15 protein-coding genes and 1 pseudogene are annotated in these 13,895 nt (G+C 61.9%); 7 read left to right on the plus strand and 9 right to left on the minus strand.

The genetic code is table 11. The features are described 5' to 3' along the window. Positions 1-21 precede the first annotated feature (21 nt). From mreC to ACLGGT_RS03235, 5 genes and pseudogenes are all read left to right on the plus strand, one after another. On the plus strand, positions 22-951 hold the full coding sequence (mreC, locus tag ACLGGT_RS03215) for a rod shape-determining protein MreC (RefSeq protein ID WP_008279233.1): 930 nt from the start codon (positions 22-24) through the stop codon (positions 949-951). After that, positions 944-1,483 carry a rod shape-determining protein MreD gene (locus tag ACLGGT_RS03220; protein WP_437195025.1) on the plus strand — a complete coding sequence of 180 codons (540 nt, stop codon included), beginning with the start codon at positions 944-946 and terminating at the stop codon, positions 1,481-1,483. The genes mreC and ACLGGT_RS03220 overlap by 8 nt, the downstream gene beginning before the upstream one ends. Beyond that, positions 1,480-3,422, plus strand: a pseudogene (mrdA, locus tag ACLGGT_RS03225) (penicillin-binding protein 2). The gene ACLGGT_RS03220 and the pseudogene mrdA overlap by 4 nt, the downstream one beginning before the upstream one ends. After that, the gene (gene rodA, locus ACLGGT_RS03230) at positions 3,419-4,558 is read left to right on the plus strand and encodes a rod shape-determining protein RodA (protein ID WP_008279236.1); all 1,140 of its coding nucleotides are present in this window, start codon (positions 3,419-3,421) and stop codon (positions 4,556-4,558) included. Before mrdA ends, rodA begins: the two are co-directional and overlap by 4 nt. Positions 4,559-4,563: 5 nt before the next feature. After that, on the plus strand, positions 4,564-5,496 hold the full coding sequence (locus ACLGGT_RS03235) for a 2-hydroxyacid dehydrogenase (RefSeq protein WP_437195027.1): 933 nt from the start codon (positions 4,564-4,566) through the stop codon (positions 5,494-5,496). Between the two features lie 10 nt (positions 5,497-5,506). Here the strand turns inward: ACLGGT_RS03235 and ACLGGT_RS03240 are convergent, their stop codons facing one another. Genes ACLGGT_RS03240 through pncA form a run of 3 tightly spaced genes read right to left on the minus strand, consistent with a single transcriptional unit; the run spans position 5,507 to position 7,512 of the window. After that, positions 5,507-6,292 (minus strand): SseB family protein, encoded by a 786-nt coding sequence (locus ACLGGT_RS03240; protein WP_151977219.1) that lies wholly within the window; start codon positions 6,290-6,292, stop codon positions 5,507-5,509. Continuing rightward, on the minus strand, positions 6,285-6,872 hold the full coding sequence (locus tag ACLGGT_RS03245; RefSeq protein WP_437195028.1) for a uracil-DNA glycosylase family protein: 588 nt from the start codon (positions 6,870-6,872) through the stop codon (positions 6,285-6,287). Before ACLGGT_RS03245 ends, ACLGGT_RS03240 begins: the two co-directional genes overlap by 8 nt. Positions 6,873-6,915: 43 nt before the next feature. Continuing rightward, complete coding sequence (gene pncA, locus ACLGGT_RS03250; protein WP_437195029.1) at positions 6,916-7,512, minus strand: bifunctional nicotinamidase/pyrazinamidase; 597 nt, start codon at positions 7,510-7,512, stop codon at positions 6,916-6,918. Positions 7,513-7,687: 175 nt separating this feature from the next. Between pncA and ACLGGT_RS03255 the strand changes: the two genes are divergently transcribed. Then, positions 7,688-8,077, plus strand: a complete 390-nt coding sequence (locus tag ACLGGT_RS03255) for a hypothetical protein (RefSeq protein ID WP_237183450.1) — start codon at positions 7,688-7,690, stop codon at positions 8,075-8,077. A 75-nt stretch (positions 8,078-8,152) separates the two neighbouring features. After that, positions 8,153-9,067 (plus strand): oxygen-dependent tRNA uridine(34) hydroxylase TrhO, encoded by a 915-nt coding sequence (trhO, locus tag ACLGGT_RS03260; protein ID WP_437195030.1) that lies wholly within the window; start codon positions 8,153-8,155, stop codon positions 9,065-9,067. A 277-nt stretch (positions 9,068-9,344) separates the two neighbouring features. Here the strand turns inward: trhO and plsY are convergent, their stop codons facing one another. From plsY to ACLGGT_RS03290, 6 genes are all read right to left on the minus strand, one after another. Further along, positions 9,345-9,953: a glycerol-3-phosphate 1-O-acyltransferase PlsY gene (gene plsY, locus ACLGGT_RS03265; RefSeq protein ID WP_008279243.1), complete on the minus strand. Its 609-nt coding sequence runs from the start codon at positions 9,951-9,953 to the stop codon at positions 9,345-9,347. Further along, positions 9,944-11,230, minus strand: coding sequence for a dihydroorotase (gene pyrC / locus ACLGGT_RS03270; RefSeq protein ID WP_437195031.1), 1,287 nt, complete (start codon positions 11,228-11,230; stop codon positions 9,944-9,946). The genes plsY and pyrC overlap by 10 nt, the downstream gene beginning before the upstream one ends. Further along, on the minus strand, positions 11,223-11,633 hold the full coding sequence (locus ACLGGT_RS03275) for a hypothetical protein (protein WP_437195032.1): 411 nt from the start codon (positions 11,631-11,633) through the stop codon (positions 11,223-11,225). The genes pyrC and ACLGGT_RS03275 overlap by 8 nt, the downstream gene beginning before the upstream one ends. 224 nt (positions 11,634-11,857) lie before the next feature. Then, complete coding sequence (locus ACLGGT_RS03280; protein ID WP_050775721.1) at positions 11,858-12,277, minus strand: hypothetical protein; 420 nt, start codon at positions 12,275-12,277, stop codon at positions 11,858-11,860. 20 nt (positions 12,278-12,297) lie between these two features. Then, entirely contained in the window at positions 12,298-12,828 is a 531-nt protein-coding gene (locus ACLGGT_RS03285) for a hypothetical protein (RefSeq protein WP_437195033.1), read from the minus strand. Next, positions 12,825-13,769 (minus strand): aspartate carbamoyltransferase catalytic subunit, encoded by a 945-nt coding sequence (locus ACLGGT_RS03290; protein ID WP_037296930.1) that lies wholly within the window; start codon positions 13,767-13,769, stop codon positions 12,825-12,827. Before ACLGGT_RS03290 ends, ACLGGT_RS03285 begins: the two co-directional genes overlap by 4 nt. Between the last annotated feature and the right edge of the window lie 126 nt (positions 13,770-13,895).

Genomic DNA, 13,895 nt, shown 5'->3' on the forward strand with positions numbered 1-13,895 from the left:
TTTGCCTAAAAGGGGGATTTCGTGGCGAGAGACCGCGGACAAGGCGAGGATTACAGTGGCCCGCTGAAGCGCCTGCTTCTGGGGGTACTTCTGTTGTGTCTGCTCGGCATCTTCCTGGTCTGGCGGATCGACAGCCCGCGGGTCGAAAGATTTCGCGCGCAGGTGGTGGATCGGGTCGTGCCCTCATTCGACTGGGCGATGGCACCGGTCACCGGGGCGGTGAATATCTTGCGCGATTTCCAGAGCTATCAGCGCATGTATCAGCAAAATCAGGATCTGCGCCGCGAGTTGCAACAGATGAAAGCGTGGAAAGAGGCCGCGCTGCAGCTGGAGCAGGAAAACGCGCGCCTCTTGGACCTCAACAATGTGCAACTTGACCCGCGCCTGACATTTGTGACGGGCGTGGTCATGGCCGACAGCGGGTCGCCCTTTCGGCAATCCGTATTGATCAACGTGGGCGCGCGCGATGGCATCAAGGATGGCTGGGCGGCGATGGACGGTCTGGGGCTGGTGGGGCGGATTTCCGGCGTCGGGCGGAACACTGCGCGGGTAATCCTGCTGACCGACACCTCGAGCCGTATTCCCGTCACGATCCAGCCCTCGGGACAGCGTGCGTTGATCATTGGCGACAATTCCATCGCACCGGTGGTCGATTTCGTTGAAGCCCCGGATCAGGTACGCCCCGGCGATCGGGTGCTGACCTCGGGCGATGGCGGGGTGTTTCCGGCGGGCTTGCTGGTCGGTCAATTGGCCGAAGATCCCGGCGGGCGGATGCGCGTGCGGATCTCCGCAGATTACGAGCGGCTGGAATTTCTGCGCGTGCTGCGCAGTTACGAGAACGAGCGCCTGACCGACCCCGGACGGCTGATTTCCCCATCAAGCCTGCCCGGCAGCGAGAATCCCGAGACCGCCCCAGATGCGACCGAAGCGGCGGAGGCTGAGAATGGTTGATGCGCTCTTGCCTCGTGCCTGGGTCATGCGTGCGCTTTATCTGGCGCTTTGTATTACCCTGCTGTTTCTGCATCTTTTGCCGTTGGCGCATACGCCGCCGAAATGGGCCGGGCCCGATCTGGTGATGGCGCTGACCTTTGCTTGGGCGGTGCGCCGGCCTGACTATGTGCCGGTGCTGTTGGTTGGGCTGGTGGCACTTGGACTTGATCTTATGTTGCAGCGCCCACCGGGCCTGTGGGCGGCACTGATGGTGATCGGCACGCAGACCCTACGCAATCGTGCATCCGCATTGCGCGATCTGACATTTGCGGCAGAATGGGCCTCGGTCGCCAGTTCCATGATCGTGATGACCGTGGCCAACCGCGTTATCTTGGCCATTCTGATGGTGGATCAGGCACCGCTTGGCCTGAGCCTCATGCAACTGATGTCTACCTTGATCGCCTACCCTGCCATCGCCTTTCTGTCACATGCCCTGTTTGGTGTGCGGAAACGTGCGCCAGGTGATCTTGATCCTGCGGGGATGCGGCCATGAGGCGCCCGCCCCGCGATACCGCCGAGAGCCAGCGTCGGATCACCCGGCGCGGGCTGGTCGTGGGCGGGCTACAACTGGGCGTGATGGGCGCGCTTGCGCTGCGCATGCGGTATATGCAGTTGGAACAGGCCGATCAGTTCCGCCTCTTGGCTGACGAGAACCGCATCAACATTCAACTGATCCCCCCACGCGCGGGCGGATTTTTGACCGCGAAGGTCGGATCATCGCCGAGAATGTGCCCAGCTACAGGATCACCATGATCCGCGAACAGGCGCGGGACGTGGACGAGGTGATCGCCCGGCTGGCGCGCTTGGTCGAGTTGGACCCCGGAGAGTTGGAAAAGGCCCGTCGCGAGTTAAAAGAGCTGCGTGGCGATACCCCTGTGACAGTGGCAGATCGTGTCACCTGGGAGGATATCAGCCGCGTTGCGGTCAACGCCCCTGCCTTACCCGGTGTTCATCCAGAGGTGGGGCTGTCTCGCCGCTATCCGCTGCGGGATGATCATGCCCATGTGGTGGGCTATGTCGGGCCAGTCAGCGACCGCGATCTGGATCGGATCGACGCGCCAGAACAGCTTTTGCGCTTGCCTCGTTTCCAGATCGGCAAGATCGGGCTTGAAGCGCAGCGTGAGAACCTCTTGCGTGGCTCTGCGGGCACGCGACGGGTTGAGGTGAACGCCGCCGGGCGCGTGATGCGCGAATTGGACCGCCAAGAGGGGCAACCCGGCTCGGATATCCAGTTGACGCTCGACAACGAATTGCAAACCTATGCCAATGCCCGCCTAGATGGCGAGAGCGCCGCCGTGGTGATGATCGACTGTGAGACGGGCGATATTCTGGCCTGTGCCTCTTCGCCCAGCTACGATCCCAACCTCTTTGTGCGTGGTATCTCGGTTGCGGATTATCGCGCCTTGCTGGACGATCCCTATCGCCCCCTGCCCAACAAGGCAGTGCAGGGCATCTATCCTCCGGGCTCTACCTTTAAGATGGTGACAGCGCTTGCGGCGCTTGAAGCGGGGGATGTTTCGCTTCAGGATACGGTCTATTGCCCCGGCCATCTGGAAATCAGTGGTCGCCGCTTTCACTGCTGGAAGCGGGGCGGGCACGGCAACATGGACCTCCACCTTTCGTTGCGCGAAAGTTGCGACGTCTATTACTACGAACTCGCCCTGCGGACCGGTATCGAGAATATCAGCGCGATGGCCGAGAGGCTTGGTCTTGGGGTGCAGTTCGACCTGCCCATGACCAGTGTTGCCAAAGGGTTAGCACCGACCCGCGAATGGAAAGTGGCCAATCGTGGCGAGCCGTGGGTTGTGGGGGACAGCGCCAATGCCTCGATCGGACAGGGATTCGTGCTGGCCTCGCCGCTGCAACTGGCAGTAATGACCGCACGTTTGGCCACCAGCCGAAGCGTGACGCCCCGACTGGTCAAATCCATCGACGGGGTAGAGCAGCCCTCAGGCCATGGCGAGCCTATGGGCCTGAACGAGAACCTTCTGCGCGAGGTGCGCCGCGCGATGTATGCTGTCACCAACAGCAACCGTGGCACCGCCTATCGCAGCCGCATCATCGAGGATGCCTTTCGCCTTGCGGGCAAGACCGGCACAAGCCAGGTGCGCAACATCTCGACCGGTGAGCGGGCGACAGGCGTGCTCAGCAACGATGCCCTGCCCCGCGAACAGCGCGATCACGCGCTTTTTGTCAGCTTTGCACCCTATGATGCCCCAAAATATGCCGTGGCAGTTGTGGTGGAACATGGCGGCGGCGGTTCAACGGCGGCAGCACCGATTGCCCGCGACATCACCCTTCAAGCGCTCTATGGCGAGGACCCACCGCTGGCCGCCTATCCCGAGGCAGACCGCCCCCGGATCAAGGCACAACAGGAAAAACTGCGCGCGGCCCGCTCTCGGCCGACACCAGAGGACAGCGACCGCGCATGAGCTATCTCGAGCACTCCATCAAGACCGCCCCGTCTGGCGCACGCAAGATCCTGTACCTCAACTGGCCACTGGTGCTCTTGCTCTGCACTGTTGCGGGCGTGGGATTTCTGATGCTCTACTCGGTTGCGGGCGGGAACCTGTCAATCTGGGCAGAGCCGCAAATGAAACGCTTTGCCCTCGGGTTGGCGGTGATGCTGATCGTGGCCATGGTCCCAATCTGGTTCTGGCGGAACATGTCGCTGCTTGCCTATCTCATTTCCCTGGCCCTGTTGATTGCCGTGGCGCTGGTCGGGGTGGAGGGCAAGGGCGCACAGCGCTGGATCGACCTTGGGTTTATGCGACTTCAGCCCTCGGAATTGGTCAAGATCACGCTCGTGATGCTATTGGCCGCCTATTACGATTGGTTGCCGATGTCGCGGGTATCACGGCCCATTTGGGTGTTGATCCCGGTGGGGCTGATCCTGACCCCGGTGGCTCTGGTGCTGCGTCAGCCTGACCTTGGCACCTCGATCCTGCTGTTGGCGGCAGGAGGGGTGGTTATGTTTGTGGCGGGGGTGCATTGGGCCTATTTCGCCACGGTCATCCTCGCGGTGGTCGCGCTTGTGTTTGCAGTGTTCGAAAGCCGCGGCACAGACTGGCAACTGCTTGAAAATTATCAATATCGCCGGATCGACACCTTTCTCAATCCCGACAACGATCCACTTGGCGCGGGCTATCACATCACCCAATCCAAGATCGCTCTTGGCTCTGGCGGCTGGACCGGGCGGGGCTTTATGCAGGGTACGCAATCGCGGCTCAACTTTCTGCCAGAGAAGCATACGGACTTTATCTTCGTGACCCTAGCCGAGGAATTCGGTTTTATCGGCGGGATTTCCATTCTGGGACTTTATACGCTGATCCTTGTGTTCTGCGTCTCTGCGGCGTTCAGTAACAAGGACCGCTATTCATCCCTGCTCATTCTCGGGGTCGCGATGACGTTTTTTCTGTTCTTCGCCGTTAATATGGCGATGGTCATGGGCCTTATGCCCGTGGTCGGGGTGCCGCTGCCACTGGTCAGCTATGGCGGATCGGCGATGCTTGTGCTCATGGTCGGTTTTGGCCTTGTCCAGAGCGCGCATATTCACAAACCAAGGTAGGACAAATGACACCCAATATTCTTTTTGCTGCTCGGCCCGAGCAGTGGGACATCTATGAAAACCCTTTGAAATCAGCCCTCTCTGAGGCAGGTGTCACGGCGAACCTCGCGCTTGATCTGCCACCCGAAGAGGTGGATTACATGATCTACGCGCCCAATAGCGCAGTGCAGGATTTTACCCCCTATACGCGCCTCAAGGCGGTTCTGAACCTCTGGGCTGGGGTAGAGAATATCGTTGGAAATCAAACGCTAAAGGTTCCGTTGGCGCGGATGGTCGATCATGGGCTGACGCAAGGGATGGTGGAATGGGTCACGGGCCATGTGCTGCGGCATCATCTGGGGATGGATGCGCATATTCTTGGGCAGGACGGGGTCTGGCGCAAGACCATCCCCCCTCTGGCCGAGGATCGCGCCGTCACCGTGTTGGGGCTGGGCGTTCTGGGGCAGGCCTGCGCCAAGGCGCTGCGCGGTCTTGGGTTTCCGGTTACGGGCTGGAGCAGAAGCCCGCGCGAGGTGTCGGACATCGCCTGTCTTTCGGGGGATGATGGGCTGCTCAAGGCGTTGCAAAGCGCTGAAATTCTTGTGCTTTTGCTGCCTTTGACAGCTGAGACCGAAAGCCTTTTAAATGCCGAACGTCTGGCCCTTCTGCCAGAGGGCGCGATGATCGTGAACCCTGGACGCGGGCCACTGATAGACGATGATGCGCTTTTGGCTGCGTTGGACGCAGGGCATATCGGACATGCCACGCTGGATGTGTTCCGGGTGGAGCCGTTGCCGCCCACGCATCCCTATTGGGCGCATCCACGTGTGACGGTAACGCCGCATATCGCCTCTGAAACGCGGGCCATCACGGCGGCGCGGGTGATCATCGAAAATGTCCGGCGCGGTGAGGCAGGTGAGCCGTTTTTGCATCTGGTGGATCGCAGCAAAGGGTATTGAACCCAGCTAACTATCTGAGAAGTGGCGGTTTATCCGGGTCAGAGCCGGGTGCCGCGCGGACCGTTGGCCGGGGCGGTTCGGGCAGATCAAAGCGCAATCCGCAGTGTGCCAGACGTGCCGCGACCGGATCGGAGGCGGCAAAGAAGGCCACATCAAGTGCGGCCGCCTCGAGCCCCGAAAAGATCAGCACCTCGGACACGGCGCGGGCCAAGGCGCTTTGCGCCTGCGGGTCCGCCCCGACAAAGCCCAGCAAATGCCCCTGCGCACCGGTGTCATAGGTCACGCGGGCGAGATAGGCGAGGTCCGCGAGCCCTGCCATCGTGGCCAGTCGCGCATCGAGTGCAATCAAGAGGTTTTCGGGCAAGCCTTTGGGCGCGCTTAGCTTTTCCGGCTTCGCCTCGATCTCTGAGGGGGCATCGGAGAGGGTTTCGGCCAGCCAATCCACCGCCTCTGGCGGAAGCAGGATAGAGGAAGATGCCACGTCGAGATTGACACCAAGGCCCACCCCCTGCCCCGCCAGCATGGTCGCGATACTGCGCCCACTGAGCGCCGCGTAGGGCACGATCCGGCCTGCGAATTGCGCCAAGCGGTCCTCGCGATCAAACACGAGAACGAAAGAATGATCTGATAAATCAAATACTTCCGGGTCGAGTTGGTCGCCATCCACCTCGGATTTGAGCAAGAGATACAGCTCGCTTGCCACCAAGGTCTCGTAAAACCGCAAGCGGGCGGTGGCGTCCTCGGGGGCGGCCTCCATCGCGGCATGGGCGATGTCGAGCGGGGTCAGGTCAGTCATGGATAACCCTTTGAATTTGTGCGCGTAATTCCGGCAGAACGTCGGCCTCGAACCACGGATGTTTCTTGAGCCAAGCGGTATTGCGCCACGAGGGATGCGGCAAGGTGAAAATCCGCGGTGCATGGTCGCGCCATGCCTGAACGGTTTGGGTTACACCGGTCTTGACGCCCAAGTGATACTTGTGGGCATAGCCGCCGACAAGCACGGTTAACCTCACGTTTTCAAGGGCTTGCATGACGCGGTCGTGCCATGTGCGGCCACAGATGCGCGGCGGCGGCAGATCTGATCCCTTGGCATCGTAGCCCGGAAAGCAAAAGGCCATTGGCACGATCGCGACGCGGGATTTATCGTAGAATTCACAGGCACTTAGCCCCAGCCAATCGCGCAGCCGGTCCCCCGAAGGATCATCAAATGGCTTGCCCGACTGATGCACCCGCAGCCCCGGTGCCTGTCCGGCGATGAGCAGTCGGGCGGAGGGGCTGAACCATGCCACCGGGCGGGGCGCATGCGCGGTATGCGTGGCTGCGAACCGCTCCGCGCAGAGGCGACAGGCGCGGATCTCGGCGGTGAGGTCGGACATGACGAACCTTACGTTTTGTAAGGTGATTTTGTAAGGTCGGCCCTCATAAGAGGGTAACCCCCGCCGCCGTCATCCCCGCCTCTGCCGCAGCCAGTGATCCGCCAAGGTCGATGCCGCGCGCCAGATCGCGCCGGACGGTGACGCGGTAGCCCAGCCGGGCGGCGTCGAGCGCTGAGTAGTTGACGCAGAAATCGGTGGCGAGGCCGACCATGGTGAGGTCGGTGATACCGCGCGTTTGCAGATAGCCATGCAGCCCGGTCGGGGTGGCGCGGTCATTCTCGAAAAACGCCGAATAGCTGTCGATGGCGGGATTATACCCTTTACGCAGGATGAGGTCGGCGCGCGCTGTGTTCAGATCTTGGTGAAAGGCGGCCCCATGGCTGCCCTGAACGCAATGGTCGGGCCAGAGCACTTGGGGGCCATAGGGCATCTCGGTCATTTCATAGGCAGATTTTCCGGGATGCGAGGACGCGAAGGAGGAATGGCCCGAGGGATGCCAATCCTGTGTGAGGATCACTGCCGGGAATTCCGGCATGAGGGCGTTGATGCCGGGCACGATCTGATCCCCCTCTGGAACGGCGAGCGCGCCACCGGGGCAGAAATCGTTTTGCAGGTCGATCACGATGAGGGCAGATGTCATGGCATGGCTCCTTCAAGCGCAGAGGTAAGGGCCATGGAAACGGGCGTCAATCACCTCGCACTGTCTATTCTGCCGCGTGCCGACCGGTGTGATACCCTCAAAGTTGCCCCTCAATGCAGAACATGCCAGTCTGAACGCATCTATTCGGGATCGTCATTTTCAGCAGGGGAAAAACATGAAACGCATTCTAGCCATGATTTTTGGGGCATGTCTGACCGCATCGCCTAGTGTCGCGCAAGAGTTGATCGCGGAATATTACACCTCTCTCGGGGTCGAGGATATGCGGAATTCGCAAGGGCAACGATTGGGGGATTTCTGCGCGGTTGTTCAGCAAGACCGGGCAAATTTTCACCGCTTTGGCATCCGCCATGACGGCGATCAATCGGACCCGGTCTTTGCCTCGCGCGAGATGCGCGCCCGAATTGCCGGGCGCTGTCGCATCATGCCCGGTTCTGAATATCTGCCCGAGTGGGTGCTGACAGGGCGGAGCCGCTATATCTGGGTGCGGGTTTATGGAATTGGCGGCCAGCCGACAGAGCTTTTGATCTCGGAAGGGGCGGGGTGACGCGCGGCCCTTGCAGGCCAAAAGCGTCGGAATGCCCTCTTGCGAGGGCCTGCGCGGGGGCGTAAATCGCGCGGCATGTACAAGATTGCAGCCCTCTATCATTTCACCCGCTTTGACGATCCCGCCGCTGTGCAGGGGCCGTTGCAGGCGCTGTGCGACGCGGAAAAGATCAGCGGGTCGCTCTTGCTCGCGCGCGAGGGCATCAATGGCACGATTGCCGGGCCTGCGGCGGGGATTTCTGCTGTGCTGGCGCATATCCGCGCCCTGCCCGGCTGCGACGGTCTGGAATGGAAGGAAAGCGCGACGGCAACGCAGCCCTTTCGCCGGATGAAGGTGCGGCTGAAGAAAGAGATTGTGACCATGGGGCAGCCGGATGTCGATCCGCGCGCGCGGGTCGGGCATTATGTTGAGCCTGCCGGATGGAATGATCTGATCCGCAGTCCGGATGTGGCGGTGATCGACACGCGGAATGATTACGAGGTGGCGATTGGCACCTTTGAGGGGGCGCTTGATCCGCAGACGGCGACATTCCGCGATTTCCCGGCGTGGTGGGAGGAAAACAAGCACCGCTTTCACAACAAGCGGATCGCGATGTTCTGCACGGGGGGCATTCGCTGTGAGAAATCCACCAATTACCTTTTGGGACAAGGGGTGGAGGAGGTCTATCACCTCAAGGGCGGTATTCTGAAATATCTCGAAGAGGTGCCTGAAGCGGAGAGCACGTGGCGCGGGGAGTGTTTCGTGTTTGATGGGCGCGTGTCGGTGGGGCACGGGCTGAAAGAAGGGCCGCATCGGTTGTGTCATGCCTGTCGGCGGCCGATCCTGCCTGCCGATATGGACCGGCCCGAGTATGAAGAGGGCGTCGCCTGTCATCACTGCGTGAACGAGACCAGCGAAGAGGACAAGGCGCGGTTTCGTGAGCGGCAAAAGCAGATGGGTCTGGCCGAGGCGCGGGGCGCGCGGCATATCAAGATTGTTCACGAAGGGTGAGAGGCGGTGCCTCTTGTCGCAAGCTGCGCGGTGCCTGACCGCCGGGTGGGCGCAGCAACAGAAGTGATGGGCACTTTATGCCTGCCAACTCTTCCGCGTTCGCGCTGAGGAGATACGTTGCAAAAGCGCCCGCCCGAGGGGGCGGTCGGGCGCTGCGCGGCGGTGCCTGCGGCACCTTGATTCCGCGCGACGGTGATTGGGGCGCATGTCCGTTAACCCCCCCCCCCGCGCGGAACAAGGCGCGAAGCGCCGCCGCGCGGATCGCTGGGCCGTCCCCCTACCCCTTTTGCCCGATCTTCGGCTCTGTGCCCGCCTTGATCCGGGCGATATTGTCGCGGTGCCGCCAGAAGACCAGCAGCGACAGCACGAAGGCCAGAAGCATGCCCGTGCCGTATCCCAGCACCACCATCCAGCCGGTCGAGAGCGCCGCCGCCATGATCGCGGCCTTGGACGAGACCCGCGTGACCAGCGCCGTCACCAGCCATGTGGCGCAGCAGGCCAGACCCACGGGCCATGCGAGGGCAAGGAAAATTCCCAGAAAGGTTGCCACCCCCTTGCCGCCGCGAAACCCGATCCAGACCGGGTAGCAATGGCCAAGAAAGGCGCTGAGCGCCGCCAGTTGCGCCGCATCCTCGCCCGCCATGGCCCGCGCCAAGAGCACCGCCACAGCCCCCTTGCCACCATCGAGAAGAAGGGTGAGCGCGGCGGCGGTTTTGTTGCCGGTGCGCAAGACATTCGTGGCCCCGATATTGCCCGATCCGATCTCGCGCAGGTTGCCAAGCCCCATGACCCGCGCCAGCACCATGCCAAAGGGGATGGAGCCCAAGAGATAGCCGATCACGGCCCAGAGGATCAGCAAAGTGGTGGTGGTTTCGATCAGGGGCATGTGTCGGCCTCATATACGCGGGTGCCTGCGACATAGGTTGCGCAGACCTTACCTTGCAGGCGCGCGCCATCAAAGGGGGTGTTCTTGGATTTTGAGCGGAGCGCGAAGCGGTCGAGCACGAAGGGTTTCATCGGATCAAAAAGCACCAGATCGGCAGGCGCGCCGATGCTGAGCCGCCCCGAAGCCAGCCCCAGCCGTTTGGCAGGGTTGAGCGACATGGCGCGAAAGAGGGCGGGCAGATCGAGCGCCTCGGCATGGTACAGCCGGAGTGCGACGGGCAGCAGGGTTTCCAGCGCCACGGCACCGCTCGCCGCTTCTTCGAAGGGCAGGCGTTTGGATTCCTCGTCCTGCGGCGTGTGCATGGAGGAGATGATGTCGATCAGCCCCTCGCGCAGCGCCTCGATCACCGCTTGGCGATCATCCTCGGAGCGGAGCGGCGGTTTGAGTTTGAAGAAGGTGCGATAGTCCGAGACATCCAGTTCATTGAGCGTGAGGTGGTGGATGGACGTGCCTGCGGTGATGTCGAGCCCGTTCTTCTTGGCGCGGGCCAAGGCGGGCAGCGCGCGGGCGGTGGTGATCTGGTCGGCGTGATAGCGCGCGCCGGTCATTTCCAGAAGGGCGATGTCACGGTCCAGCCCCATCCGCTCGGCCATGGGCGAGACGGCAGGCAGGCCCCGGAGCGAGGCGAATTTGCCCGACGTGGCCGCCGCACCGGCGCTTAGGCCGGGATCTTGGGGATGGCCGATGACGAGCGCGCCCAGACTGCGGGCATAGGTCAGCGCGCGGCTCAGGACCTTGGTATCGCTGACCACATGGTCGCAATCGGTAAAGGCCACGGCCCCTGCGTCCATGAGAAAGCCGATTTCGGTCATCTCGCGGCCCTGCCGCCCCTTGGTCAGGGCGGCCATGACCAGCACATTGACCGGCGCGGCCTCATTGGCGCGGCGGGCGACGAATTCCAGCACCTCGGGGCTGTCGATGGCGGGGGATGTATCGGGGCGCGTGACCATGGTGGTCACACCGCCCGCCGCCGCCGCAAGGCCCGCAGAGCGATAGCTTTCCTTGTGCCGCTCGCCCGGTTCGCACACCTTGACGCCGATATCGACGATACCGGGGGCAAGACAATGGCCGCTGCAATCCATCACGACCTCGGCCTGCGGTGCGGCATCCGTGCCGCGCGCGGCAATCACGCCCTTGTCGATCAGGAGCCAGCCGGGGGCATCCGTTCCTGCCTCGGGATCAATCAGGCGGGCGTTTGTGAAAAGGGTATTACTCATAATGCTCCGTCTTACAGTTATCACACCAAAAGCCAGAGGCGCCAAAATCGCTTCGGGGATGGTATTTGAGGCGATAGAGTTTTCCCTCTCTGACATAACATAAATTGCAATATGGCTGCCCTTTGCGCGCACCATTTTCATCTAACTCGTAGAGACAGCCCTTTTCATCTTCCAGTGCACGACTAAACTCAATCGTCTTCTTCAGTTCTACAATCTCATTTAGAAGCTGGCGCTCTCGTTCGCGTGCATCTTGCAAAGCTTCCTTTGCGGAAAGGAGTTGATCCGTAAGATCAACAAGGCGCAGCTTGAGTTCAGCCTTGTCTATTTCACGATCAATCTCACGAAGTTCTTTTGTGAGCTTGATTGCTTCTGTCGCCGCAGAAATCCCAGAGATAATATCCATTAAGCAAATCCTCCATCGCTCTTTGACCTAGTTTTTTCAAACGGGAGATGCCTAGCCGCTTTGGTGAAAACGGTTTGGGTCATACGGTTACTTTCTTTCGGCTTTGGCACGGCTCATCCCGCCACCCAGACCATGACCACGGTCAGGGCGGCGATCACCAGAAGGGCCGCCATGGCGATCTTGCCGGACATGCGTGGGTCTTTGGGTTCCTGCATCCTGTCCTCTTATAGTCCTGCGGCGGCGCGTATCCGCGCCTCGGTGCCGGCGCGGTCGGCCTGATATTTGATGAGGTGCTTGTCGCCCGTGGCGGTGATCACCTGCACGGCGCTGCCAAGCCCCCGGACCGTCTTGATCTCTGAGAGCCGCACAACGCGGGTTTGGGGGCCAAGGAGCCGCCGGTCGGTCAGATCCCAGCGTGCCTTCAACTCGTCGGAGGCGACATAAAACCCCCGCACGGCAATCGCGGCAAGCCCGCCCACAGCCCCGGTCCAGACATGCGGATTGCCAATCGCCCAAAGGATCGCCATGCCCAGCGCCATGGCCCCCGCCGCAAGCCAAGCATGGTCACGGCGATAGGCGGCACGGTCGGGGTGAAAGCTTGTGATCACGTGCTCACCCTCTGCCAGCGGGGTGGTGGGGGTCATGGAATGAATGAGCCCCTCGCTCATAGTTTCACCGCAAGGCCAATGGCGACGGCCGCGCCGATGGCCATGAGCGCCAGCACGGCAAAGGCCATGAGCCGCAACCGCCCCGCACCCTGCGGGCGGGCATTGGCGCGGGGGGTGAGCAGGCCCTCGGCGCTGCCGGTGGGCAGGGGGGTGAAACGCACCGGCGCCACCTCTTCGGAAAAGCGCGCAACAAGCCGCAGGGGCGCGCGCGGTCGCATTTCCTGAGCGCGCCCTTCAAAAGCGCGTGAGGGCAGGATCAGCACGCGGCCCTTCAGGCCATTGACCTGAGGCTGCATCGGGGAAAGTTCGGCGGCGGCGATGCCATGCCCCTCGGCCAGATAATCGGTGAGCGTCATGCCTTGCAGATCCGCCAGATCGAAAAGTTCGATTTCCGACGTCTTGAGCGGGCCTGCGCCCAGCGCGGCAAGGATGGCATCATCGGCATGGGGTTTGGCGCGATCCTCGTCCACGGCAAAGAGGCGCACGACATGCGCCTCACCGGCGGGGATGCGCAGAACCGTGCTCATGCCGCCGCCCGGCGGGCGCGCAGGTTGCGCGCCAGAAGGTCCATCGCGGCCATGCGCACGGCGACGCCCATCTCGACCTGATCCTGAATGACCGAGCGGTTGATGTCATCGGCAATCTCGCCGTCGATTTCAACGCCGCGATTCATCGGGCCGGGATGCATGACGATGGCGTCGGGCTTGGCATGGGCCAGTTTCTCGGCATCGAGCCCGTAGCGGTGGTAATATTCGCGCTCTGACGGGATAAAGCCGCCATCCATGCGTTCCTTTTGCAGCCTCAGCATCATCACCACATCAGCGCCCTCTAGCCCGCGGCGCATGTCGTCATAGACTTCGACGCCAAAGGCGTCGATGCCAGCGGGCATGAGCGTGGGCGGGCCGATGAGGCGGACGCGGTTTTCCATCCGGCCCAGCAACAGGATATTCGAGCGCGCCACGCGGGAATGTGCGATGTCGCCGCAGATGGCGATGGTCAGCCGGTGCAACCGCCCTTTGGCGCGGCGGATCGTCAAAGCATCCAAGAGCGCCTGAGTGGGGTGTTCATGCCGCCCGTCACCGGCATTGAGCACGGCGCAGCGCACCTTTTGCGCCAAGAGGTCGACCGCGCCGGAATGGGGATGGCGCACCACCAGAAGATCGGGGTGCATGGCGTTGAGCGTGAGGGCGGTATCAATCAGGGTTTCGCCCTTTTTGAGGCTGGAGGCCTGCATCGCCATATTCATCACATCCGCGCCCAGACGCTTGCCTGCCAGCTCAAAACTGGCCTGTGTGCGGGTGGAATTCTCGAAGAACATATTGATCTGCGTGAGCCCCGCCAAGGCATCGCCATGTTTGGTGGCGCTGCGGTTGAGGGTCACGTATTCCTCGGCCAGATCAAGGATCGCGGTGATATCCGCCGGGGACAGCGGCTCGATCCCCAGAAGATGCGCGTGTGGAAATGTCATGCCGCCCTCCAGAGCCGTTCCGCCCTGCTTTGTAAGACCGCAGGTGTCGCAGGGCAAGGCGCGGATTGCGCGCAGGTGATTGCCTTTCGTCGTTCTGCAGATACTCAAATTCCCGACGGGCCGAAG

Source organism: Roseovarius sp. MS2 (genome assembly GCF_051447875.1).
Taxonomy (GTDB): Bacteria; Pseudomonadota; Alphaproteobacteria; order Rhodobacterales; family Rhodobacteraceae; genus Roseovarius; species Roseovarius mucosus_A.

Coding starts and splice junctions, on each gene's coding strand:
- ACLGGT_RS03220 (WP_437195025.1), top strand. CDS start 944: ATGGTTGATGCGCTCTTGCCTCGTGCCTGGGTCATGCGTGCGCTTTAT.
- rodA (WP_008279236.1), top strand. CDS start 3,419: ATGAGCTATCTCGAGCACTCCATCAAGACCGCCCCGTCTGGCGCACGC.
- ACLGGT_RS03235 (WP_437195027.1), top strand. CDS start 4,564: ATGACACCCAATATTCTTTTTGCTGCTCGGCCCGAGCAGTGGGACATC.
- ACLGGT_RS03240 (WP_151977219.1), bottom strand. CDS start 6,292: ATGACTGACCTGACCCCGCTCGACATCGCCCATGCCGCGATGGAGGCC.
- ACLGGT_RS03245 (WP_437195028.1), bottom strand. CDS start 6,872: ATGTCCGACCTCACCGCCGAGATCCGCGCCTGTCGCCTCTGCGCGGAG.
- pncA (WP_437195029.1), bottom strand. CDS start 7,512: ATGACATCTGCCCTCATCGTGATCGACCTGCAAAACGATTTCTGCCCC.
- ACLGGT_RS03255 (WP_237183450.1), top strand. CDS start 7,688: ATGAAACGCATTCTAGCCATGATTTTTGGGGCATGTCTGACCGCATCG.
- trhO (WP_437195030.1), top strand. CDS start 8,153: ATGTACAAGATTGCAGCCCTCTATCATTTCACCCGCTTTGACGATCCC.
- plsY (WP_008279243.1), bottom strand. CDS start 9,953: ATGCCCCTGATCGAAACCACCACCACTTTGCTGATCCTCTGGGCCGTG.
- pyrC (WP_437195031.1), bottom strand. CDS start 11,230: ATGAGTAATACCCTTTTCACAAACGCCCGCCTGATTGATCCCGAGGCA.
- ACLGGT_RS03275 (WP_437195032.1), bottom strand. CDS start 11,633: ATGGATATTATCTCTGGGATTTCTGCGGCGACAGAAGCAATCAAGCTC.
- ACLGGT_RS03280 (WP_050775721.1), bottom strand. CDS start 12,277: ATGACCCCCACCACCCCGCTGGCAGAGGGTGAGCACGTGATCACAAGC.
- ACLGGT_RS03285 (WP_437195033.1), bottom strand. CDS start 12,828: ATGAGCACGGTTCTGCGCATCCCCGCCGGTGAGGCGCATGTCGTGCGC.
- ACLGGT_RS03290 (WP_037296930.1), bottom strand. CDS start 13,769: ATGACATTTCCACACGCGCATCTTCTGGGGATCGAGCCGCTGTCCCCG.